A 21,958-nucleotide genomic window follows, 5' to 3' on the forward strand; every position below is an offset into this window, starting at 1 on the left:
AGACTCCAGAACGAACGGGCGGAACGTCAAGGGGGATCAAGGGCAAGACTATGCGCAACGGCGTCATCAAACACCAGCGCGCTTAAACGAGCCTTAACGGCTCATCACAGACACTCAGCCGGCGCGAAAGATCAGGTGTTCTTCCCAGTCATCTTCGGCGACGCTGTTTTCACTGAGCATGCGCCCCGCCTGGGAGATGCGTTCGCGGTGTACGGCATCGGGGTCGCCGCATACCAGATGATGCCAGGACGGCAGATCCTTGCCCTCGCTGACCAGCCGGTAGCCGCAGGTCGGCGGCAGCCACTGGAACTGGTCGGCCTGGGCAGGCGTGAGCTGAATGCAATCGGGCACGAAGCGCTTGCGGTTCGGATAGTCGCTGCAGCGGCAGGTCTGCAGATCGAGCAGCTTGCAGGCGATGCGCGTGTAATACACCGCACCGTCATCCTCATCCTCCAGCTTTTGCAGGCAGCACAACCCACAGCCATCGCACAGTGACTCCCACTCCTGGTGGTCGAGCTGCTCGAGGGTCTTGTGTTGCCAGAAAGGATGCGCGGGCATGGCCATGGTCGAACTTGCAGGTCGGGGCGAAAAGGCCGGCAGTCTAGGTCTGCAGGCCGAACAGCACAAGCCGCGAGCGACGGCGGGCTCAGTAGCCGCGGGCGAAATCCACCTGTCCCCGCAATTCGTCGCCAACTCGATAACGCTGCAGATTGGCCAGGAACAACTCGACCAGCAGGTGCGGCAAGGTCGGCGCCGCGCTGTGTCCGGTCAACGTCAGGTTGCGCGCGGTCCAGAACGGATGGCCGGCCGGTAGCGGCTCCTCACGGCAGACATCGATCACCGCCGCAGCGAGCCCTCCGCTGGCCAGCGCGGCGACCAGATCCTCGTCGACCACGGCGGTGCCACGCCCGGCGTTGATCAGCACCGCCGAGGGTTGGAAGCGGGCCAGCAAGGCGGCGTCATAGATATCGCGGGTGGCGGGCGTATTGGGCAGCAGGTTGACGACGTAATCGGCCTGGGCCACCAGCCGCGGCAGCTCGCCGAGCGCGGCCACCTCACTGAACGGCGCCAGGCGGCGTGGGCTACTGGCCACGCCGCTCAGTTCGACGTTGAACGGTTGCAGGAAGCGGGCGACCGCCGCGCCGATCTCACCGGTGCCGACGATCAATACCCGGCGCCCGGCCAGGCTGCCCGGCAGGCGGCCATCCCAGCGTCGCTCGCGCTGCGCCTGCTGGCGGGCGAGCAGTTCGCGCTCGTGGGCGAGCATATGGCACAGCACGTATTCGGCCATGATCTGCCCGAACACGCCGACCGCCCGGGTCAGCCGATAGTCCCTGGGCAGATCCTCGGCCAGCAGCGGCGTGATGCCCGCCCAGGTGGACTGCAGCCAGGCCGGTTTATGGCCGGCGCGCAGCAGGCTGGCGAACTTATCGGGCTCACCCAGCCAGATCGGACAATCAGCGGCCTGCTCGGCCAGTGCCTCGCCCTCACCCACGCTGAGTTCGAGCTGCGGCGCAGCACTCTGCAGCAATCGCTGGTAGTCGGCGTAATCCTGTTCGGCGATCAGTACGCGCACGGCATCGTCCTCCCGTCAGACCGGATCGTTACGGCGCAGCAGCTCCTCGGGGAGATGCTGGATGTAGTCTTCTTCCGGTGGCGGCATCTGCAGGTGGTAGCCCTGGCTGTCGAGGTTCTCCAGCACCTTGCCGATGTCTTCGCGTGCCAGGGTGCGCTCGGGGGTGAGCACCATGTCGAAGGCATGCACGGGCGCACCGAAGGCACCCAGCAGCGGCTCGGGCACTCGGGTCAGCGCGTCGGCGCGCAGCACGTAGAGGTACATCTCGTGCTTGCGCGGGCTTCGGTAGATCGAACAGATACGTTTCAAGCCACTTCTCCTTCACCGGCCAGGCAGTCGAGCAACGCCTGGCCCATCAATTCGCGACGCCAGCCACGCAGGCTCTCGGGCAGGCGGTAGGGGCCGTGGGGGTAGCCGCTCTTGAGTAGCGCTTCGAGGGTCTTCTTGCGCAGCATCAGCTCGGGCACGATCTGCAGACGCTCACCTTCGCGCTGGCCGACTGCGCGTAGTTTCTTGAGCAGCCCCGAGGCTTCGATCGGCAAGGGTTCGGGCATCGCCGGCGGCCACTCGGCTGGCGGCAGTGCCGCTGCCTCGCGGATCAGCTGCAGGATGGTCTCGCCATCCTGGCGCACGGTTTTCGGGTGCATGTCCTCGATGCGCGCCAGCGCGACCAGGTCGCTCGGCTGGTGGCGCGCCAGCGGCCACAGCGAATGTTCGCGAATGATCCGGTTGCGCGGCTGATTGCGCGCCCGCGCCTGGCGCTCGCGCCAGGCGCACAGCGCGCGCAGCACCGCCAGTTGCGCACGGGATAGCTTCCAGGCCAGCTTGGCTTCGCGGTAGGCCTCCTCGGCGGGCATCTCGCGACGCAGGCCGGCGACCAGCTCGGCGCCGTCCTCGAGTAGCCAGGCATTCTTTTCGGCCGACAGTCTGTCCTGCAGGCGGTGATACAGCTCGGCCAGGTGCACGACGTCTTCGGCGGCGTAGCTGACCTGGGTCTCGGACAATGGGCGCTGCAGCCAGTCCGAACGGGTTTCGCCCTTGGGCAACTCGATATCCAGCACGGCCTGCACCAGGCGCGAGTAGCCCATCGAGAAACCGAGATTGAGGTAGCCAGCCGCCAGTTGCGAGTCGAATAGCGGCGCCGGCAGGCTGCCGGCCAGGCGCAGGAATACTTCGAGGTCCTCGCTGCAGGCGTGCAATACCTTGACCACCCGGGGGTCTTCGAGCAGTGCGGCGAAGGGCGCCCAGTCGCCGATCAGCAAGGGGTCGATCAGGTAGGCACGCTCGCCCTCGCTGACCTGCAGCAAGCCGGCGATCGGGTAGAAGGTGTCGACACGCATGAACTCGGTGTCCAGCGCCACGAAGGGCTGTTTGCGCCAGACAGCGCAGTGCGCTGCCAGGCTGGCGTCGTCTCGAATCCAGACAATTTCGATGGTCACGCGGCTCTCCCGTAAAGATTGCCGCGCAGTATATCCCGTGAACCGCTGCAGCGCGCTCATGGCAGTTCGATGCGCAGCCGCTCGCGTAACGCGTCCGAGCAGCACAACATCGGCGCACGCAGTTCATCGTTGATCAAGCCCTGCAGGGCCAGCATGGCCTTGACCGGCGCTGGATTGGGCTCGGCGAAGGCCAGGCGTATCCACGGCAGCAATTGACGGAACAGCGCACGCCCGGCGAACAGGTCGCCCTCGCGCAACAAGCTGACCACCCTGGCGAAGTCGGCGGTGCGCACGTGCGCGGCCGCGGAAATGGCGCCGCTGCCGCCCAGGCACAGGCTGGCGAAGATCTGCTCGTCCTCGCCGGTGAGCACATCGAGCTGGTCATCGGCGATCAACGCCTGGGTCTTGCGCAGATCGCCGCCACAGTCCTTGATCGCCACGATACGCGGATGCCTGGCCAGCTCGCGGATAGTCTCCAGCTGCATGCTCACGCCGCTGCGATAGGGAATGTCGTACAGGATGATCGGCAGCTGCGAAGCCTCGGCGATAGCCAGAAAGAACGCCTGCACGCCCTCCTGGGACGGCCTTATATAGTAGGGCGCCGGCACCAGGATGGCGGCCAGCGGCCGGCTCTGGATACGCTGCAGGCGAGCCAGCACTGCCGTCTGGTTGTTGCCGGCAAGGCCCATCACCACGCGGCTGGCCGGCACCACCTCGAGCACCGCATCCAGCACCGCCAACTGCTCCTGCTCATCGAGAGCCGCGGCCTCGCCGCTGGTGCCGCAGACCACCAGCCCGGCCGCGCCGCTGTCGATCAGATGCATTGCCAGGGATCGCAACGCCGGCAGATCCACCTGCCCGCCGCGAAACGGCGTCACCAGCGCAACCCAGATACCGGAAAAGGTAGACATGCATGCAACTCCTCGGTGTAGACCGTCTGGTCACCGTCGATGGAGTGCAGGAAGGGAATGTAGCGAAGGGATGCTTCGACTTGGCGCCTCTGTCCTGTCAGCCCATCTGACGGGACAGCGCGCCCCGGTCAAATGAGCGACTGTTTCTTCGACTTGCCAGCGTCCAGGCACACGCACTGATCCATGGCAGCGAGGCCAGGGATAGCAAGCGCGGGCAAGGCGATGGTGAACATGGACAGCTCGGCAAGACGACAAGGCCTCGATACTGCCGAAACCTGCGTAGCCCTGTCAATCTACCTGCGCAACAGGTCAGCAGCGTCCTGGTGTGCATTCGGTACATAGCGGCCGAGTTAAATCTTCAATCGGTTCAAGCACCGTCTTTACCACGTGACCATCACACCAGGCGCCAAGTTGAGCGGCTACTCCGTCCCCTCACTGGGATTTTTCTCGGGCGCCTGAGCAACGATGCTTTCGGCATCCCTCACCCTGCTGCCCGCCCCCTCTCCCACCCGCGACTGGCGAGGCTGCATCGAGCGCCACTTGGAAAACTGACTGTCGAGTCACAGGTGCCAAGCAACGAAAGGCTCTATATCCTGCCTTTCACGGACAGCATCAACCTCGAAGGATCGTGTTTCCCCTGAACTTTCCGAATTGCCATCGAGTCAGCAAGCGAGAGTTCCCCGACCCTGCCATGGAGCACCCCGTGAGTAAAACAATCCTAAGAACCGGTCTGGCAATCGCCATCGCGTCCACCTCCACCTACGGCCTGGCCAGCGGCTTCGCGCTCAACGAACAAAGCGTCGCCGGCATGGGCATGTCGTTCGCCGGTCGCTCGTCGTCGGCCGAAGACGCCAGCACGGTGTTCGGCAACCCGGCCGGCATGGCGCGCATCCAGCGCGAACAGGTCAATTTCGGTGTCGCGGCTATCCATGCCAAGAGCCGTATCAGCGACACCAGCAGCACCACCGCACCGGCTGCCGGTGGTGGTGGCGCCAACGGTGGCAGCAACGATGGCGACATGGTCCCGACCACGGGCGTGCCCATGGGCTACTACGTCAAGCCGCTGGATGAGAAGGTCGCGTTCGGTATCGGCGTCTACGCCCCTTTCGGCCTGGCCACCGAATATGAGAATGGCTTCCAGGGCCGCTACTTCGCCGACAAGAGCTACGTGCGGGTGATTACCGTACAACCGACCCTGAGCTACCGCTTCAACGACAAACTGTCGGTGGGCTTCGGGCCGACCTTCAACCATATCGAAGGCGAGCTGAGCTCCTCGCTGACCAACCCGTTCGGCCCGGCCGGCGCCAATGACGGCAAGGTCAAGATCAAGGGTGACGACACCGCGGTCGGCTTCAACGCCGGCGTGCTCTACGAATTCACTCCGCAGACCCGCCTTGGCGTGACCTATCACTCCCGGGTCAAATACGAGCTGGAAGGCGACACCCGGGTATCCGGGCCGGGCCCGGCAATCGGCACCTCGGCCGGCAAGTACGACGCCTCGCTGGACGTGACCACCCCCGAATCGGTGGATATGTCCTTCACCCACGAGCTCAACGATGCCTGGACCCTGTATGCCGGCAGCACCTGGACGCGCTGGAGCCGCTTCAAGGAGCTGCGCATCGAGAACGAAGGCGTAGGTGGTGCGTTCGCCGGTTCGCTCGGCACCATCGTCGAAGAGCAGGAGTGGCACGACACCTGGGCTCACGCCGTCGGCCTGTCCTACAAGGTGAATCCGCAGTGGGTGCTGCGCACCGGCATCGCCATCGATCAGACGCCCACCAACAACACCGACCGCTCGCCGCGCATCCCATCCGGCGACCGGACCATCTTCAGCCTGGGCGCCGGCTGGAGCCCGACGCAAGACATGACCATCGATCTGGCCTATTCCTATCTCAAGGAAGAGGAAGTCGAGATCAACCGCGCCACCCCGGCCCGCGGCAGCTACAACGCCACTTACAAGAACAGCGCCCATGGCCTGGGCGCGTCCCTGACCTACCGCTTCTAAGGGCTGGCACGCTCGGCCACTGCACGGTGGCCGAGCCGTTCCAGACATAAAAAATCGCGGCCTTTGCCGCGATTTTTTATGCCTGCACTAGGGTCTGTTGCCGTTTCAACGCGAGCCGCGTTGTCGCGAGAAATCTCGCCAGGCCGGGCGGCGATCCGCTAAGCGGAGGACGCAGGGAATGGACTAGCCGTCCGCGTTTTCCCTTGCCAAGTCCTCCAACGACTCATGGCGAGATTTCCCGCACAACCTAGGCGGCCCCACCCGTAGGGCCGGGCCTGTTTTGTCGCGATGCGGCGTTTCTCGCCGGCTCATTTAGCTCGCTAAACTTCGCGGCTGTGTGACCCACATGGATGTGGGAAATGCCGCAAGCCCGCCGGGAGCGGGCGTGGCCCTTGCCTCGCGACAAAACGGGCTCCGGCGCGGCCGTGCGTGAAACGGCAACAGACCCTAGCCTCAAGGTGTTGAGGCGATCGCCTTCTCGATGGCGGCGATCAGCTCGGGATCGTCCGGCTTGGTCATGCTGGAAAAGCGCGCGATCACCTGCCCCTGGCGATCGACCACGTACTTGAAGAAGTTCCAGCGTGGCGCTGCGCTCTGCCTGGCCAGCTCCTTGAACAGCGGGATGGCGTCGCCGCCGGTGACCGGCTGGGTTTCGCTCATGGTGAAGGTCACGCCGTAGCTCACGTAGCAGACCTTGGCCGTCTCCTCGGCGTCATCGGACTCCTGCTTGAACGAGTCGGACGGCACGCCGAGCATCTCCAACCCCTGCTCGCGATAGCGCTGGTTGAGCGCCTCCAGCCCCTCGAACTGCGAGGTGAAACCGCAGAAACTGGCGGTGTTGACCACCATCAGCGGCTTGCCGGCGAACCGCTCGCAGAGGTCGATCCTGTCCTTGGAACGCAGTTTGGGCAACTCACCCTGGCCGGCCAGCAGCGCCGGGCATTCGGCGGCCTGGAGCGGGCTGCTCAGGGCCAGCAGGGCCAGCAGGGCCAGGGGTACGGCAAACAGTGACAGTCGCATCGAATCGTTCCTTGTCGGCCTCAGCACAGGTTCATACCCAGCTGCATGATCGCCAGGCCGCCCATGCGCCAGGCCCAGAACAGCACAGCAAGCAGCGCCAACCCGGCAGCGCCGGCCGCCACTCCGACCACGGGTTTCAATGTCATGCCTGGGCTCCTTGCAAACGCGCTACGGGTTGCTCACGAACCGGCCAGTTGAGCGCGGCGGCGAGCACGCTGAGCAGGATGGAAATCTGCCACACCAGATCATAGCTGCCCGTGTGGTCGTAGAGGTAACCGCCGAGCCAGCCGCCCATGAACGAGCCCAGCTGGTGGAACAGGAACACGAGACCGCCGAGCATCGACAGGTTGCGCACGCCGAACAGCGTCGCCACGGTGCCATTGGTCAGCGGCACGGTGGACAGCCACAGCAGCCCCATGGCGATCCCGAAGGCGTAGGCCGTCCATACGCTCAGCGGCACGCTGATGAACAGCGCGATGACCACACCACGGGCCAGGTACAGGGCGCTGAGCAACCTTGGCTTGGAACGTCGCCCGCCGAGCCAGCCGGCGATGTAGGTGCCGAATACGTTGAACAGCCCCACCAGCGCCAGCACCGTGGTGCCGACGATGGCCGGCAGGTGCTGATCGACCAGGTACGCCGGCAGGTGCACGCCAATGAACACCACCTGGAACCCACAGACGAAAAAGCCCAGCGCCAACAGCCAGAAGCCGGAATGGCTGCACGCCTCGCGCAGCGCCTCACCCAGGGTCTGCTGCGGGCCCTGGCTCACCGGTGGCCGGTCCTTGACCATGGCCGCCAGGGGCACGATCAGTGCCACCATGATGCCCAGAGCGATCAAGGCGGCCGACCAGCCCAGCCAGCCGATCAGCCCCAGGGTGCCTGGCAGCATGGCGAACTGGCCGAAGGAGCCCGCCGCCGCGGCAATGCCCATGGCCATGCTGCGTTTCTCCACCGGCACCGCCCGGCCGACCACGCCGAGGATCACCGAGAACGAGGTGCCGGACAGGCCGATGCCGATCAGCAGCCCGGCGCTTAGCGACAACGACAGCGGCGAGTCCGCCAGCCCCATCAGCACCAGCCCCGCGGCATACAACAGGCCACCGACGATGATCGCCCGCTGCGCGCCGAAGCGATCGGCCAGCGCGCCGGTAAACGGCTGGGCGATGCCCCAGATCAGGTTCTGCAAGGCGATGGCGAAGGCGAACACGCCTCGCCCCCAGCCGAACTCCGCGCTCATCGGCGGCAGGAACAGGCCGAACCCGTGACGGGTGCCCAGGGACAGGGCGAGGATCAGCGAAGCCCCCAACATGATCCAGACGCTGGTGCGCCAAACCGAATTCATTGCATGTCCTTCTGTTGTCAGGTCGAAACGCAAAAAGGCAGTGGTGCCATGCACCTCGCCCGTCAATCCAGGCTGGCGAGCAGCTCGTCCAGCGCTTGCAGGTGATGCGCTTGCAGGCGTTGCTTCAGGTGGCGCTGTACAGCCTGCCAGGCATCCAGCGCCTCGGCGAGCAGCTTTTCACCCGCGGCGGTCAGGCTTACCAGGCGATTGCGCTGATCGGCACCCTCCTCCAGGGCCACCAGACCACGCCGTTCGAGCAGCCGCAGGTTGCGGCCCAAGGTGCTGCGCTCGAGGCCTACGGCATCGGCCAGGTCCGTGATGCTTGGCTGATCGAGCCTTTGCAGATGACGCAGTAGAGAATACTGGGCAACGCTGAGTCCGACACCATTCAGGGCATCGTCATAGAGCTTGCTGACGCCACGGCTGGCGCGACGCAGGCGGGTGCACAGGCATTCGGTAGGCAACATGGATATAGGTATATACCCGCAATTCGGCTTTAACAAGCCACGCGCTGCCGAATGCAGACAAATCACCGAGCGCTGTGCAGTTCGGCTTAGCTGCCTTGCAGCGTCGCGGCGAGCAGCACGGCGCACTCGACCCCCTCCAGCAATGCGCCGGCCGTATCGCCGGTCGTGCCGCCCAGGCGCTGCAGCATCATGCGGCGCAACCAGAGGAAAGCGCCTGCTGCTGCCACCATCACCCAGAACCCAGTGAACAGCAGGCCGAGCAAGGCCGTCACGGCCAGCACCATGGTGGCACAGGAACGTGGCAGATGGGTTTTCAGCGCGTCGCCGAGGCCGCCGGGCCGCACATAGGGCGTGCAGAGAAACAGCGCCAGCAGCGCCCCCCGCCCCAGCACCGGCGCCAGCAGCAACACGATGTGATCCCCTCGTTCGAGCAGGGCCAGCAAGGCGGTGAACTTGAGCAACAGCAGCAACACCAGCACCACCACGGCGATGGGGCCGCTGCGCGGATCCTTCATGATCGCCAGGGTGCGCTCGCGGTCGCCGAAGCCGCCCATCCAGGCATCGGCGCTATCGGCCAGGCCATCAAGGTGCAGGGCGCCAGTCAGAGCGACCCACAGGCTTAGCAGCAGTGCTGCCTGCAAAGCGAGCGGCGCTGCCTCGAGTAGATGGGCGGCGCCCATCAACAATCCACCGATCAGGGCGCCTACCAGCGGGTAGTAAAGCAGCGAGCGGCCCATTTGCTCAGGTGTGGGCATCCCCGCCAGGCGCACCGGCAAACGGGTGAGAAACTGCAGGGCGATCCACAACGGCGTCATAGACACTCCCGCAGGCCGAGTCCGTCGAACTGCAGGTGCACGCGCTGGCCGTGGGCCACGCTGACCTGCAACAGATGCTCGCGGGGCAAGCCCCGCGCCCTGGCCAGCAACAGGCGCATCACGCCGCCATGGGTAACCACCAGCAACTGCTGCCCCCGATACTCGGCGTACACGCGTTGCAGCGCATCGAGCACCCGCGCTTCGAAATCGAGCAGCGGCTCGCCACCCGGCGGAGTAAAGGCATAGGGGTCGGCCCAGAAACGGCCCAGATCATCGGCGTCGGTTTCCATCAATTGTGCGGCCGTGCGCCCTTCCCAGTCACCGAAATGCAGTTCCTGCAGACCGGCCTCGAACTGCAGTGGCAGGCCGCGAGCGGCCGCCAGTTCCTCGGCGAAACGCGCACAACGCTGCAGCGGTGAGCTGATCAGCGCATCCCAGTGCTCGTCGGCTCGCACGGCGGCCCGTAACTGCGCCCAGCCAGCCTCGGTCAAGGCATCGTCCAGGCTGCCGCGCAGGCCGCCGCCCTGATGCGTTTCGCCGTGGCGCAACAGCTGCAGGATCACGCCGGGCGGTCCGCGACCGCCGCTTCGGCGAAGGTGGCCATGCCGTTATGCAGCGCACAGGCCAGGCGCAGCATCGGCACCACCAGCGCCGCACCACTGCCCTCGCCCAGGCGCAGCCCCAGGCTGACGATCGGCGTGGCCTGCAACGCCGCGAGCAGGCGCCCGTGGCCGGGTTCGGCGCTCTGGTGGGAGAACAGCAGCCAGTCGCGACATGCCGGGTTCAGGCGCACCGCCAGCAAGGCCGCGACGCTGCAGATAAAGCCATCGACCAGCGCCACCACGCCCTGCTGGGCGCAGGCCAGGTAGGCGCCAGTCAGCGCGGCGATCTCGAAACCGCCGAGGCAGCGCAGCGCCTCGATGGGCTGATCGGCGGCGCCCTGGTGCAGCCTCAGCGCCGTTTCGATCACCTGCGCCTTGTGGGCGACGCCAGCCGCTGCCAGGCCGGTGCCTGGCCCGACCAGCTCGCCCACCGGGCAATCGAGCAGCAGACAGGCCAGTGCCGTGGCGGCGGTGGTATTACCGATGCCCATTTCACCGCCGATAAAGAGTTCGTGCCCCTGCTCGGCGGCGCGTAGCACGCTGTCGCGCCCGGCCTGCAGGGCGATCAGCGCCTGGGCCGGGGTCATGGCGGCCTCGTGCATCAGGTTGGCGGTACCCGCGCCTACCTGCAGGTGACGCACGCCTGGCAAGGGCTCGAGCGGCTCGGCGGTACCCAGATCGGTGACCTCCAGCGCGGCACCCAACTGGCGGGCCAGCACACTGATCGCCGCACCGCCGGCAACGAAGTTGCGCAGCATCTGCCCGGTCACCGCCTGCGGATAGGCGGAAACGCCCTCGGCCACCACGCCATGGTCGCCGGCGAAAATGCTGATCCACACCTTGTCGACCTGCGGCCGCTCGCGGCCCTGCACCGCCGCCAGGTGCACCGCCAGGCGCTCCAGCTCGCCGAGCGAACCGGCCGGCTTGGTCAGCTGGGCCTGACGCGCCGCCGCCTTGTCGCGCGCCACCGAGTCCAGGGGCTGCGTGGGGTTGAGCCACCAATCGAGTGTCATAACGGGTCTCCCTTGAGGGTCATCGGCAGGCCGGCCACGGTGAACAGCACGCGCTCGCAGCGCTCGGCGACGGCCTGGTGCAGCAAACCGGCGGCGTCGACATAGCGGCGGGTCAGCTCGCCCATCGGCACCACGCCAAGGCCGGTTTCGTTGCTGACCATGATCACCCGGCCGGGCAACGCCTGCAGGCAGGCCAGGAGTGCATCGCATTCGCGGTTCAGGCGCGCCTCGTCGTCGAGCATCAACAGGTTGGTCAGCCACAGGGTCAGGCAGTCAACCAGCAGGCAGCGATGCGGCGAGGCTTGTTCCTGGAGCACTTGCGCCAGCGCCAACGGCTCCTCGACCAGCCCCCACTCGGCCGGGCGCCGCTCTCGATGGGCGCGGACGCGGCTGTTCATCTCGCCGTCCAGCGGCTGGCTGGTGGCGATATAGACGACCTGCAGCCCCGACTCGGCGGCCAGACGCTCGGCCAGCCGGCTCTTGCCCGAACGGGCACCGCCCAGGATCAGCTCGCCCATCTAGCGCACCTCCTCGGCCAGGCCACAGAGTGCACGCAAGGCAGCCTGGTCCAGGTGGGTTTCGACCAGATCGGCCAGGCGCTCGATATCCCGCTCGCGCAGCGCATGATAGTCCACCGCCTGCACGTCACGCAGCCCGGCCCAGCGCAGCAGCGCACTGCACGCCGCCGAGGACTCGAACAGCCCGTGCAGGTAAGTGCCGAGCACCTGGCCGTCTTCGCTCAGCGCGCCGTCGCTGCGGCCATCGTCGAGCTGCACGGCGGCGCGCCGCAGGCCGACGCCCGAGGTCACCCCGGCATGGATTTCATAACCACTGATGGCGGCATCTTCCAGGCACAACCGGCCCCTGACGTTGCGCAGCTGCTTGTGCGGCTCCAGCACGGTGTCGATCTGCAACAGGCCGAAGCCCTCGCTGCCACCCGCGGGCCCTTCCAGCCCTTGCGGATCCTCGACCCGACGGCCGAGCATCTGCAGCCCGCCGCAGATGCCCAGCAGCTTGCCGCCGTAACGCAGGTGCCGGTCGATGGCCGCCGCCCAGCCGCCGCTGCGCAGAAAAGCCAGGTCCGCACGCACGCTCTTGGAGCCGGGCAGGATGATCAGGTCCGCCGGCGGGATGGCCTGGCCGGGGCCGACGAAGCTCAGCTCGACCTGGGGGTGCAGGCGCAGCGGATCGAAATCGGTGTGGTTGCTGATCCGCGGCAGCACCGGCACCACCACCTTGAGCGCCTGACCGGCCTTGCTCACCTGACGGCGGTCGATGGCGTCCTCGGCCTCCAGATGGAAATCCATCAGGTACGGCAGCACGCCCAGCACCGGTTTGCCGGTGCGCCTTTCGAGCCAGTCCAGCCCCGGCTTGAGCAGGGCGATGTCACCGCGAAACCGGTTGATCACGAAGCCCTTGAGGCGTGCCTGCTCGCTGGGCGACAGCAACTCCAGGGTGCCGACCAGATGGGCGAACACGCCGCCCTTGTCGATATCGGCGACCAGGATCACCGGGCAGTCGACCGCCTCGGCAAAACCCATGTTGGCGATATCGTTGGCACGCAGGTTGATCTCGGCCGGCGAGCCGGCGCCCTCGACCATCACTACCTGGTGGTTCGCCCGCAGGCGAGCGTGGGAGGCCAGCACCGCGTCACGGGCGACCTGCTTGTAGTGATGATAGGCCACGGCGTTCATATTGCCGACCGCCTGGCCATGGATGATCACCTGGGCACCGGTGTCACTGTTGGGCTTGAGCAACACCGGGTTCATGTCGGTATGGGCCGGCAAACCGCAGGCCTGGGCCTGCACCGCCTGGGCCCGGCCGATCTCGCCGCCGTCGGCGGTCACCGCACTGTTGAGCGCCATGTTCTGCGGTTTGAACGGCGCCACACTGACGCCCTGGCGGCGCAGCCAGCGACACAGCGCGGTCACCAGGGTGCTCTTGCCGGCGTCCGACGTGGTGCCCTGCACCATCAGGGTGGCGCCAGGCTGGTGGGGACTCATCGCGCCTCCTCGGCGAAGACTTTCAACGCCGCTGCCAGGCGCTGCCAGCCGGCCTCATCGGGCGGCAGGCCGAAACGAATGCTGGCCGGGCGCTCGAACAGGCGGGCCAGGATGCCGTTGCAGGCCAGGAACTCGTGCAGCAGCGCCGCCTGCTCGCTGGCGACCCACTGGAACAGCGCGCAGCCACCGGTGGGCGCCAGGCCATGCTCACGCAGCAGGCTGGCCAGGCGCTGACCGTCGCTGACCAGGCGCCGGCGTTGCGCCTGCTGGGCGGTCTTGTCAGTGAGCAGTTGGGTCGCCAGCCAACGGGTCGGGCCGCTGATCGTCCAGGGACCAAGCATCTCCTCCAGTTCACCGAGCAGAGCGCGTTCGGCCAGCACGAAGCCCAGCCGCGCACCCGCCATGCCGAAAAACTTGCCAAACGAGCGCAGCACGATCAGCCCGGGCGAATGCGCGTGGGCGGCCAGGCTCTGCTCCGGGGTGCAGTCGATAAAGGCTTCATCGACGATCAGCCAACCACCCCGCTCGGCCAGGCGCGCATGCCAGGCATACAGCTGCTCGGGAGAAAAGCGCCGCCCGGTGGGATTGTTGGGATTGACCAGCAGCAGTACATCGAGGCGCTCCAGCGCGCGGTTGACGCCGGCCTCGCTGATCTCCAGCACCCGGTGCCCTTCGCGCTGCCAGGCCGCCCCATGCTCGGCATAGGCCGGCGACACGATGCCAACCCGTGCCTCGCGACGCAGCCGCGGCAGGCACTGGATCGCCGCCTGGGAGCCGGCCACCGGCAGCAGCCCGGCGGCGCCGTAATAGGCGCAGGCGGCGGCTTCCAGGCCATCGTCCTGCTCCGGTAGGCGATTCCAGGCCTGCGCGGGAATTTCCGGCAGCGCCAGGCTGTAAGGCGCCACGCCGGTCGACACGTCCAGCCAGTCGCTCAACGGGATGCCATAGTGCAGCGCCGCCTTGCGCAATCGCCCGCCGTGCTCAAGCAAGGCACACCTCCCCGGTCAGCATCAGCAGCAACCAGAGCAATACACCGCCCCACACCAGGTTCATTGCCCGCTCGATATCCCGCGCCCGTGGCGGCGGCCCTTCACCCAGCCCGGGGCGCGGGTGCAGCTCGCCATGATAAACCGCCGCGCCACCGAGGCTGACGCCCAGCGCCCCGGCCCCCGCAGCCATCACCGGCCCGGCGTTGGGGCTGTCCCACTGCGGCGCCTGGCGCTGCCAGCAGCGCATCGCCAGGCTGGTACGCCCCAGCAGCGCATAGGTCAGCGCCACCAGCCGGGCCGGCACGTAATTGAGCAGGTCATCGATCTTCGCAGCCGCCCAGCCGAAGCGCTCGAAACGCGCGTTGCGATAGCCCCACATGGCGTCCAGGGTGTTGCTCAGACGGTACAGCACCACGCCCGGCGCCCCGGCGACGAGAAACCAGAACAGCGCGGCGAACACCGCGTCGCTGCCGTTTTCCAGCACCGACTCGGTGCCGGCACGGGCCACGCCGTTAGCATCCAGGTCCTCGGTACGGCGGCTGACCATGTAGCCAACCCGCTGCCGGGCCAGCGGCAGGTCACCCAGGCGCAGCGCCTGGGCCACCGGCTGGGCGTGCTGATCGAGGCTGCGCAGCCCCAGGGCGGCGTACAGGGCGAGGATCTGCACCAGCCAACCGACCCATGGCAGCTGCACCAACATCAGGGTGAGCAGCGTCAACGGCAGCACCGCCAGGCACCAGGCGCTCACTCCGTGGCTGCGCCAGCCGCCACCGGACGGGTTGAAGCGCTGCTCCAGGCGGTCGGCCAATTTGCCGAAGCCCACCAGCGGGTGCCAGCGCTTCGGCTCGCCGAGGGCGGCATCCAGGGCCACGCCCGCGACGGCGCTGAGGATCAGGCTCATGGACGGTTCTCGTTAATCATGGTGATCCCAGCGGTTCTGAAACAGCAATTCATGCAGCGGCCGCACCTGTGCCCAGCCTTCCTGAGCCAGCATCGGCGCTGGGTAGAAGGCCTGCACCGGCCCCAGGCAGAGCACCGCGACCGGCTTGCTACCCGGCGGCATGCCCAGCAATTCGGCCAGCGCGACGGGGTCGAACAGCGACACCCAGCCCATGCCCAACCCTTCGGCACGGGCTGCCAACCACAGGTTCTGGATCGCGCAGGACAGCGACGCCATGTCCATTTCCGGCAAGGTGCGCCGGCCGAACACATGGGCCTCTCGGCCCTCCATCAGCGCGGCCACCAGCACTTCGGCGCAATCGCGAACACCCTCGACCTTCAGGCGCATGAATTCGTCCGAACGCTCGCCCAGGGCCTCGGCGGTCAGCTGACGTTCGCGCTCGACCAGTTGGTAAATGCCTTCACGCAGCGCCGCCCGGGTGACGCGGATAAAGCGCCACGGCTGCATCAGCCCGACGCTGGGCGCCTGGTGCGCGGCTTCGAGCAAGCGGGCGAGTAGCTCGGGCGCCACCTCGCCGCCGCTGAAATGGCGCATGTCGCGGCGCTCGGCGATGGCGCGGTAGATGGCGGCGCGCTCTTCGGCGCTGAAGGCGTGCTCGCTCATGGCCGCAGCAACGCCGCGGCGGCCGTCGGGTTCGACGGCAGATAGAAGTGGATATAAGAGGCGGTCAGGCGCCCGATCCGAAATACCGCCTCGCTGACCGGCTTGTCATTCGGACAGTCGCCAAGGACCAGTGGCTGCAACCCGGACTCCAGGCGCGAATGGTGGTAGCTGTGCCCGCGCAGTTCGCCCTCGGGCAGTGCCACGCGCTGCAACGCCAGGGCGACCAGGCGCTTCTGCATCTGCCCGTGGCCAGGCACCAGGCCGGCCAGTTCGGCGCGCTCGCCGGCGACATCGCTCAGCGATTCGAGCAGGTACAGCATGCCGCCGCACTCGGCGAGCAGCGGCTTGCCGGCCTGCTGGTGCGCCCTGATGGCGTCGATCATCGGTCGATTGCCACTCAGTGCCTGCAGATGTAGTTCCGGGTAGCCGCCGGGCAGATAGAGGCTGTCCACCTCGGGTAGCGCTTCGTCGCCCAGCGGGCTGAAAGACACCAGGGTCGCCCCCATGCGCTCAAGCAGATCGAGATTGGCCTGGTAGATAAAGGCGAAGGACGCATCGTGCGCCACGCCGATACGCACGCCTTCCAGCAGCGGTTCCAGTGGCGCCAGCGCGGGCGCCGCGAAGGTCACGGGCGGCGGCATGGTCAGGGTGGCGGTCTGCTCGAGGGCATCGGCCGCGGCATCCAGGCGCACATCCAGGTCGGCCAGCTCGGCGGCCTGTACCAGACCAAGGTGCCGGCTTGGCAGCTCGATGGCGGCACTGCGCGGCAACGAGCCGTACCAGCGGATCGAGGCCGGCAGGCTGTCACGGATCAGGTCGTTATGGCGACCTGGATTGACCCGGTTGCCGAGCACGCCGGAGAACGGCAGGTCCGGCTGGTAGCTGGCCAGGCCAACGGCCAGGGCGCCGAAGGTCTGGGCCATGGCCGAACCGTCGATCACCCCAAGCACCGGCACGCCGAAACGACGCGCCAGGTCAGCTGCCGACGGCGAGCCGTCGAACAACCCCATCACGCCTTCGATGAGAATCAGATCGGCCTCGCCCGCCGCTTCCCAGAGCAGCCGCCGGCTCTCGGCCTCGCCGACCATCCACAGGTCGAGCTGATAGACCGGGTTGCCGCTGGCACGGGAGAGGATCATCGGGTCGAGAAAATCCGGCCCGCACTTGAATACCCGCACCCGCTTGCCCTGCCGGGTATGCAGGCGCGCCAGGGCGGCGGTGACGGTGGTCTTGCCCTGCCCCGAAGCCGGCGCGGCAATCACCAGGGTCGGGCAGCGCCGTGGCGTCCCCGGCTCGACGGACAGCGCTTGCTGCGTATTCAAAATTCCACGCCCTTCTGCGCCTTCACCCCGGCCTTGAAGGCATGCTTGACCAGGGTCATCTCGGTCACCGTGTCGGCGGCCTCGAGCAACGCCGGCGGCGCGCCGCGGCCGGTCACCACCACGTGCTGCAGTTCCGGGCGCGACTCGATATCGCGCAGCACCAGATCCAGGTCCAGATAACCGTGCTTGAGGGCGATATTCAGCTCATCGAGCACCACCAGGGCGATCCGCGGATCGCCCAGCAATTGCCTGGCGACATCCCAGGCCTGGCGGGCCTTCTCGATGTCGCGCTGGCGATCCTGGGTATCCCAGGTGTAACCCTCGCCCATCACGTGGTAGCTGACTTCATCGGGGAAACGGCGGAAAAACTGCTCCTCGCCGGTGGCCATGCCGCCCTTGATGAACTGCACCACGCCCACCTTGAGGCCATGGCCCAGCGCTCGGGCAACCATGCCGAAGGCCGAGCTGCTCTTGCCCTTGCCGTTGCCGCTGTGCACCAGCAGCAAACCGTATTCGTCCTGGGCCTGGGCGATCCTGTCGTCCATCAGCGCCTTCTTGCGCGCCATACGGGCGTTGTGGCGCGCATCGCGTTCGGCCGATTCGCGACTGGGGGGTGGGGTCGACTCGCTCATGGGATCTCCTCGGTGCCAGCACGCCTGCGCAGCTGAAACGCTCAGGCATGCATTGATGCCTGACGATAAAAACGATCACGCAGGAGCAGGCAGGGGCTGGCCCTGGGGCCGCGCACCGGCCGCGCCCACCGCGCAACCTAAGGAAAAAGCGACAGGCCGGTCTCCGGGCTTGCGAGCGCGAGTCCCCTGGGACACAGCGACCAACGCGCCTTCCCGTATCAGCGATACAGTGGCCAGAAGCGTGGTTGGACTCGTTTACCGTTGCGGGGGCAGCGTCGGCATTGCTCGCTTGGCGGCAGCGCACCGACTTCCCAGTTTCACCCCTGGCCGCGACCAGGGGCACCTGAAGCAGGTCGCAAAGGGTAAGGACTGACGGCGTAAGCGTCAATCGCAGAGTCGGTGATGTCGCACGGCCTCGCGCGACGGCATGCTCAGGGATGGCTGGCCAGTTCCACCGGAAAGACGCGCTTGGCTTCGATATAGGTGCGCTGCCAGTAGCTGTTGCCAAGGCTGTCCAGGCGCACCGTGCCACCTGAGGATGGCGCATGCACGAAGCGCCCTTCGCCGACGTAGATGCCGGCATGGCTGACCTGCCGTCCACCGTTGGTGGCGAAGAACACCAGATCGCCACTGCGCAGGGAATCCCGGCCAATGGTCGGCGCGCGCATGCTGATCAGCTCGCGCGTCGAGCGCGGCAGCCTGATGCCGGCGGCGTCACGGTACACGTAGCCGATCAGCCCACTGCAGTCGAAACCGCTGTCCGGCGTATTGCCGCCGTAACGATAGGGGGTACCCACCAGACCCAGTGCGCGGAACAGCACATCGTCCGCGCCCCCCTGATAACCACCGGGTGCAGGCATGACCACGACGGGTTGCGGGGCAGGTGCGGGCACTCGGCTGGAGCAGGCACCGAGCAGTGCGGCGAGCAGAAGGAAGGCGATACGGACGGTGGCAGTCATGGACGGACGATCCTGGAGCCTGAATGCGCCCTACTCTGCCGTGTTCACAACTGCAGTGCAAGCTTTAGCTTTACACTGCAGTCGCTTGAAAACATTCGAATTGTTACCCGAGCATGCTGACCGGGCAACTCCCCATCAGTGTTGAGAGGCCAAATGCTCGGTCGGCGCCAATGCCAGAACGCGCTTGGCTTCAATGAAGGTGCGCTTCCAATAGCCATCGTCCAGGCTGTCGATACGCACGCCGCCGCTGCGACGGCTGGAGGAATGGATGAATTGATCGTCACCCAGGTAGATGCCGGCGTGGCTGACGCGGCCGCGACCGGCCGTGCTGAAGAACACCAGATCGCCGGGTTTCAGGGCCTTGCGATCGACCAGCGGGGCATCGATGTTGATCATGTCGCGAGTCGAGCGCGGCAGTTCCATCCCCAGCTCCTCGCGGAACAGGTAGCCGATGAAGCCGCTGCAATCGAAACCGGTTTTCACCGAGGTACCACCGAAGCGGTAGCGCGTGCCGATCAGGGAAATACCCTTTTCCAGCACGCTGTCCGCCAGTTGCGGCAAGGCGTAAGGGGCATGATTGGCGAAATCGACGACAGCGTCGTTTTCGCCGGCATCCTTGAGCTCCACGACAGGCGCAGCGACCACCGGCCTGGCAGGCAATGAAGCCTGGGCCTGAGGCGTATCGATCTGGGGTTGCGAGGTGTGGTTAGCGCAGGCGGCGAGAACCAATGTGAGTGCGAGAGGCACGAGGGGTGCGAAGCGTTTGCGCATGGGCACGACCGTGGCATGAAAAATGAACAGCCGCGACTATGCCCGCGAACGGGCTCATTTGCAAATATTATGAGCAGCGATGTGACTCAGTAGTTCCGGGAAAACATCTAAGGCCCGTTCTTCCAGCCGCAAGTCAACCCGGTCACTGACCCGGGTGTGCGACAAATTGACCTCCACCGTCACGCCTCCCGACCGGCGCGCCTGCAGCAGCGGCTCGGCTATATAAGGAAAGCTGGCGCTGGTGCCGGCACTGATCACCAGGTCGAAACCCTTCGCCAACTGCCGTCGTAGACGCTCCAGGGCTACGGACGGCAACAGCTCCCCGAACAACGTCACCGGTGGGCGCAGCACGCCATCGCAAGCCGCGCACAGCGGTGGTAGCGGCCGCTGCAGATGCTCGGCCAACCGCTCGTCGGTTTGTCCGCATCGCTGGCAATAAAGCGGCGCCAATTCTCCGTGAATCTCTATCAGCCGGTCCATGGGGCTGCCGGCCAGGCGGTGGTACCCATCGATATTCTGGGTCAGCACCCAGCATTCGGGCTTGATGGCCTGCAGTTCGGCTATCGCCTGGTGGCCGGCGTTCGGCCCGGCGCCCAGGCAGGCGCTGCCAAGCTGCGCCAGGTATTTCCAGCACAGCGCCGGATCACGGCGCAGCATCTCGCCGGACATGGCCACCTCGATCGGCACGCCATCATCGGTATGGTCGTTGTACAGGCCGCCGATGCCGCGGTAGGTGGGCAAGCCGGAGTCGGCGGAAATTCCCGCCCCGGTGATGATCAGGATGCGCTGCGCGTCGATGAACGCCGACGCCAGGCGCTGCAGTTGCGGCCGCATCAATGGTTGACCGTATGGGCCAGCATCACCGAAAGCTGGCACAGGGGCCGACCACTTTCCCAATGCCACTGATTGAATGCTGCCTGAACCGCTGCGCGGTCGCGCTGGCTGCTGGGTACCTTGTCGACGATCTTCTGCGCCTTGAGGGCGGCGACCATGTCGTCGCTGGGAATAAAGGTGTCCTTGCCGACCATGCGCAGAAAGCGCGGCGCGGAAAGCCCGCCGAGCTGGGTGCCCTGCTTGGCCAGCCAGTGCCAGAGGCCGACGATATCGGTCACCGGCCACTCGGCGATCAGCGCACCAAAGGCGAAGCCGGGTTTGGGCGCAGCGGCCTTCCCCGCAGCCGCCGGGCCGGTGAGCGCACCGTGCTCGACATCGAGGATGAACTGCGCATTGCGCGGCACGCTCTTGAGCTTGCCCAGGTGGCGAATCAGCCGGGCATCCTGCATCAGTCGTTCCAGGCGCTCGCCCCCCATCAGCACGACCTTTTCCGGGTCGAAGCCGAAGAACACTTCCTCGAAGGCCGGCCACTTGGCGTCGACCAGGCTGTGCTTGAGGCCGGCCCTGAAGATGCGCAGGCTCATGATCGACAGGTAGCGATCGTTACCCAGCGCGCGCAGCTTCTTGTCCGAAACCGGCTGCGGCAGCCGCGCCTCGAGCGCCTCGACCGAGCCGAAGCGGTTCACGCAGTACTCATGCAGCCATCGATAATCGTGCATCGCTTGTGGTCAGCCCTCGAGATTACAGGTTCATCACGTTGAGAAAGCGTGGTGTAGCCTGCTCGTCGATCTTCAGGCTGGTGAAATCGAACAGGTTGCGATCCGCCAGTTGCGAGGGCACCACGTTCTGCAGGGCGCGGAACATGATCTCGGTACGGCCCGGCGACTTGCGCTCCCACTCCTGCAGCATGTCCTTGACCACCTGGCGCTGCAGGTTTTCCTGGGAGCCGCACAGGTTGCAGGGGATGATCGGGAATTCCTTGAGCGTGCTGTAGGCTTCGATATCCGCCTCGCTGCAGTAGGCCAGCGGGCGAATCACCACGTTGCGCCCGTCGTCGGCGCGCAGCTTGGGCGGCATGGCCTTGAGGGTGCCGCCGTAGAACATGTTGAGAAAGAAGGTCTCCAGGATGTCGTCGCGGTGGTGACCGAGGGCCATCTTGGTCGCGCCGATCTCGTCGGCGAAGGTGTACAGGGTGCCGCGGCGCAGGCGCGAGCACAGCGAGCAGGTGGTCTTGCCTTCCGGGATCTTTTCCTTGACCACCGAATAGGTGTCCTTTTCGACGATGTGGTACGCCACCCCGATGGACTCCAGGTAGGCCGGCAGCACATGTTCGGGAAAGCCCGGCTGCTTCTGGTCCATGTTGACCGCGACGATCTCGAAGTTGATCGGCGCGACCTTCTGCAGGTACAGCAGGATGTCGAGCATGGTGTAGCTGTCCTTGCCACCGGACAGGCAGACCATGACCTTGTCGCCCTCCTCGATCATGTTGAAATCGGCGATGGCTTCGCCGGCCTGCCGACGCAGGCGTTTTTGCAGCTTGTTCTGATTGACCGAGAGGGTGCCCATGGCGCGCAAGAATCCGCTATAAGTACTGAAGCCGCGCATTTTACCCAGAAAACGAGGCGCACCCCAGCCACAAAACGGCTAACTGTCGGCGCGCCGGCGAAACCCGCCAGCAACGCGCCCTCTCA

Annotated in this window: 25 protein-coding genes and 1 riboswitch; of the genes, 1 reads left to right on the plus strand and 24 read right to left on the minus strand. The window is 66.3% G+C overall.

Annotated features, from left to right (window positions below; genetic code table 11):
* Positions 1-114: 114 nt before the first annotated feature.
* The 5 genes from SA190iCDA_RS16125 to dapA form a co-directional block, all read right to left on the minus strand.
* Positions 115-564: a YcgN family cysteine cluster protein gene (locus SA190iCDA_RS16125; protein ID WP_070886387.1), complete on the minus strand. Its 450-nt coding sequence runs from the start codon at positions 562-564 to the stop codon at positions 115-117.
* An 82-nt stretch (positions 565-646) separates the two neighbouring features.
* Positions 647-1,576: a D-2-hydroxyacid dehydrogenase gene (locus SA190iCDA_RS16130; RefSeq protein WP_070886388.1), complete on the minus strand. Its 930-nt coding sequence runs from the start codon at positions 1,574-1,576 to the stop codon at positions 647-649.
* 15 nt (positions 1,577-1,591) lie between these two features.
* Positions 1,592-1,885: a YcgL domain-containing protein gene (locus tag SA190iCDA_RS16135; protein WP_070886389.1), complete on the minus strand. Its 294-nt coding sequence runs from the start codon at positions 1,883-1,885 to the stop codon at positions 1,592-1,594.
* Complete coding sequence (rnd, locus tag SA190iCDA_RS16140; RefSeq protein ID WP_070886390.1) at positions 1,882-3,015, minus strand: ribonuclease D; 1,134 nt, start codon at positions 3,013-3,015, stop codon at positions 1,882-1,884. Before rnd ends, SA190iCDA_RS16135 begins: the two co-directional genes overlap by 4 nt.
* Positions 3,016-3,071: 56 nt before the next feature.
* Positions 3,072-3,926, minus strand: a complete 855-nt coding sequence (gene dapA / locus SA190iCDA_RS16145) for a 4-hydroxy-tetrahydrodipicolinate synthase (protein WP_070886391.1) — start codon at positions 3,924-3,926, stop codon at positions 3,072-3,074.
* A 703-nt stretch (positions 3,927-4,629) separates the two neighbouring features.
* Here dapA and SA190iCDA_RS16150 point away from each other — a divergent pair.
* On the plus strand, positions 4,630-5,931 hold the full coding sequence (locus tag SA190iCDA_RS16150) for an OmpP1/FadL family transporter (RefSeq protein WP_083329813.1): 1,302 nt from the start codon (positions 4,630-4,632) through the stop codon (positions 5,929-5,931).
* A 453-nt stretch (positions 5,932-6,384) separates the two neighbouring features.
* Here SA190iCDA_RS16150 and SA190iCDA_RS16155 read toward each other — a convergent pair whose 3' ends face one another.
* The 19 genes from SA190iCDA_RS16155 to ttcA form a co-directional block, all read right to left on the minus strand.
* Complete coding sequence (locus tag SA190iCDA_RS16155) at positions 6,385-6,951, minus strand: glutathione peroxidase (RefSeq protein ID WP_070886393.1); 567 nt, start codon at positions 6,949-6,951, stop codon at positions 6,385-6,387.
* A 20-nt stretch (positions 6,952-6,971) separates the two neighbouring features.
* A complete protein-coding gene (locus SA190iCDA_RS23165; RefSeq protein WP_268963854.1) occupies positions 6,972-7,097 on the minus strand; it encodes a hypothetical protein in 126 nt (41 codons plus the stop codon).
* A complete protein-coding gene (locus SA190iCDA_RS16160) occupies positions 7,094-8,296 on the minus strand; it encodes an MFS transporter (protein WP_070886394.1) in 1,203 nt (400 codons plus the stop codon). The genes SA190iCDA_RS23165 and SA190iCDA_RS16160 overlap by 4 nt, the downstream gene beginning before the upstream one ends.
* Before the next feature lie 62 nt (positions 8,297-8,358).
* Positions 8,359-8,763 (minus strand): MarR family winged helix-turn-helix transcriptional regulator, encoded by a 405-nt coding sequence (locus tag SA190iCDA_RS16165; protein WP_070886395.1) that lies wholly within the window; start codon positions 8,761-8,763, stop codon positions 8,359-8,361.
* 86 nt (positions 8,764-8,849) lie between these two features.
* Entirely contained in the window at positions 8,850-9,578 is a 729-nt protein-coding gene (locus SA190iCDA_RS16170) for an adenosylcobinamide-GDP ribazoletransferase (RefSeq protein WP_070886396.1), read from the minus strand.
* A complete protein-coding gene (locus SA190iCDA_RS16175) occupies positions 9,575-10,141 on the minus strand; it encodes a histidine phosphatase family protein (RefSeq protein WP_070886397.1) in 567 nt (188 codons plus the stop codon). Before SA190iCDA_RS16175 ends, SA190iCDA_RS16170 begins: the two co-directional genes overlap by 4 nt.
* A complete protein-coding gene (cobT, locus tag SA190iCDA_RS16180; protein WP_070886398.1) occupies positions 10,138-11,193 on the minus strand; it encodes a nicotinate-nucleotide--dimethylbenzimidazole phosphoribosyltransferase in 1,056 nt (351 codons plus the stop codon). Before cobT ends, SA190iCDA_RS16175 begins: the two co-directional genes overlap by 4 nt.
* Complete coding sequence (cobU, locus tag SA190iCDA_RS16185) at positions 11,190-11,711, minus strand: bifunctional adenosylcobinamide kinase/adenosylcobinamide-phosphate guanylyltransferase (protein ID WP_070886399.1); 522 nt, start codon at positions 11,709-11,711, stop codon at positions 11,190-11,192. The genes cobT and cobU overlap by 4 nt, the downstream gene beginning before the upstream one ends.
* Complete coding sequence (locus SA190iCDA_RS16190; protein ID WP_070886400.1) at positions 11,712-13,196, minus strand: cobyric acid synthase; 1,485 nt, start codon at positions 13,194-13,196, stop codon at positions 11,712-11,714.
* A complete protein-coding gene (cobD, locus tag SA190iCDA_RS16195) occupies positions 13,193-14,185 on the minus strand; it encodes a threonine-phosphate decarboxylase CobD (protein WP_070886401.1) in 993 nt (330 codons plus the stop codon). Before cobD ends, SA190iCDA_RS16190 begins: the two co-directional genes overlap by 4 nt.
* Positions 14,178-15,086, minus strand: a complete 909-nt coding sequence (gene cbiB / locus SA190iCDA_RS16200) for an adenosylcobinamide-phosphate synthase CbiB (protein ID WP_070886402.1) — start codon at positions 15,084-15,086, stop codon at positions 14,178-14,180. The genes cobD and cbiB overlap by 8 nt, the downstream gene beginning before the upstream one ends.
* Before the next feature lie 12 nt (positions 15,087-15,098).
* Entirely contained in the window at positions 15,099-15,749 is a 651-nt protein-coding gene (gene bluB / locus SA190iCDA_RS16205; RefSeq protein WP_070886403.1) for a 5,6-dimethylbenzimidazole synthase, read from the minus strand.
* Entirely contained in the window at positions 15,746-17,053 is a 1,308-nt protein-coding gene (locus SA190iCDA_RS16210; RefSeq protein ID WP_070886578.1) for a cobyrinate a,c-diamide synthase, read from the minus strand. Before SA190iCDA_RS16210 ends, bluB begins: the two co-directional genes overlap by 4 nt.
* A gap of 14 nt (positions 17,054-17,067) precedes the next feature.
* Positions 17,068-17,703 carry a cob(I)yrinic acid a,c-diamide adenosyltransferase gene (gene cobO / locus SA190iCDA_RS16215; RefSeq protein WP_070886404.1) on the minus strand — a complete coding sequence of 212 codons (636 nt, stop codon included), beginning with the start codon at positions 17,701-17,703 and terminating at the stop codon, positions 17,068-17,070.
* 136 nt (positions 17,704-17,839) lie between these two features.
* Positions 17,840-18,065, minus strand: a riboswitch (cobalamin riboswitch).
* A gap of 69 nt (positions 18,066-18,134) precedes the next feature.
* Positions 18,135-18,662 (minus strand): C40 family peptidase, encoded by a 528-nt coding sequence (locus SA190iCDA_RS16220; RefSeq protein WP_070886405.1) that lies wholly within the window; start codon positions 18,660-18,662, stop codon positions 18,135-18,137.
* Positions 18,663-18,797: 135 nt separating this feature from the next.
* Positions 18,798-19,433, minus strand: coding sequence for a C40 family peptidase (locus SA190iCDA_RS16225; RefSeq protein WP_070886406.1), 636 nt, complete (start codon positions 19,431-19,433; stop codon positions 18,798-18,800).
* 54 nt (positions 19,434-19,487) lie between these two features.
* Positions 19,488-20,267: an NAD-dependent deacylase gene (locus SA190iCDA_RS16230; protein ID WP_070886407.1), complete on the minus strand. Its 780-nt coding sequence runs from the start codon at positions 20,265-20,267 to the stop codon at positions 19,488-19,490.
* The gene (locus tag SA190iCDA_RS16235; RefSeq protein WP_070886408.1) at positions 20,267-20,986 is read right to left on the minus strand and encodes a DNA-3-methyladenine glycosylase I; all 720 of its coding nucleotides are present in this window, start codon (positions 20,984-20,986) and stop codon (positions 20,267-20,269) included. Before SA190iCDA_RS16235 ends, SA190iCDA_RS16230 begins: the two co-directional genes overlap by 1 nt.
* Positions 20,987-21,008: 22 nt before the next feature.
* The gene (ttcA, locus tag SA190iCDA_RS16240; protein WP_070886409.1) at positions 21,009-21,833 is read right to left on the minus strand and encodes a tRNA 2-thiocytidine(32) synthetase TtcA; all 825 of its coding nucleotides are present in this window, start codon (positions 21,831-21,833) and stop codon (positions 21,009-21,011) included.
* Positions 21,834-21,958 lie beyond the last annotated feature (125 nt).

It is taken from the genome of Pseudomonas argentinensis, assembly GCF_001839655.2.
In the GTDB taxonomy this organism is placed as follows: domain Bacteria; phylum Pseudomonadota; class Gammaproteobacteria; order Pseudomonadales; family Pseudomonadaceae; genus Aquipseudomonas; species Aquipseudomonas argentinensis_B.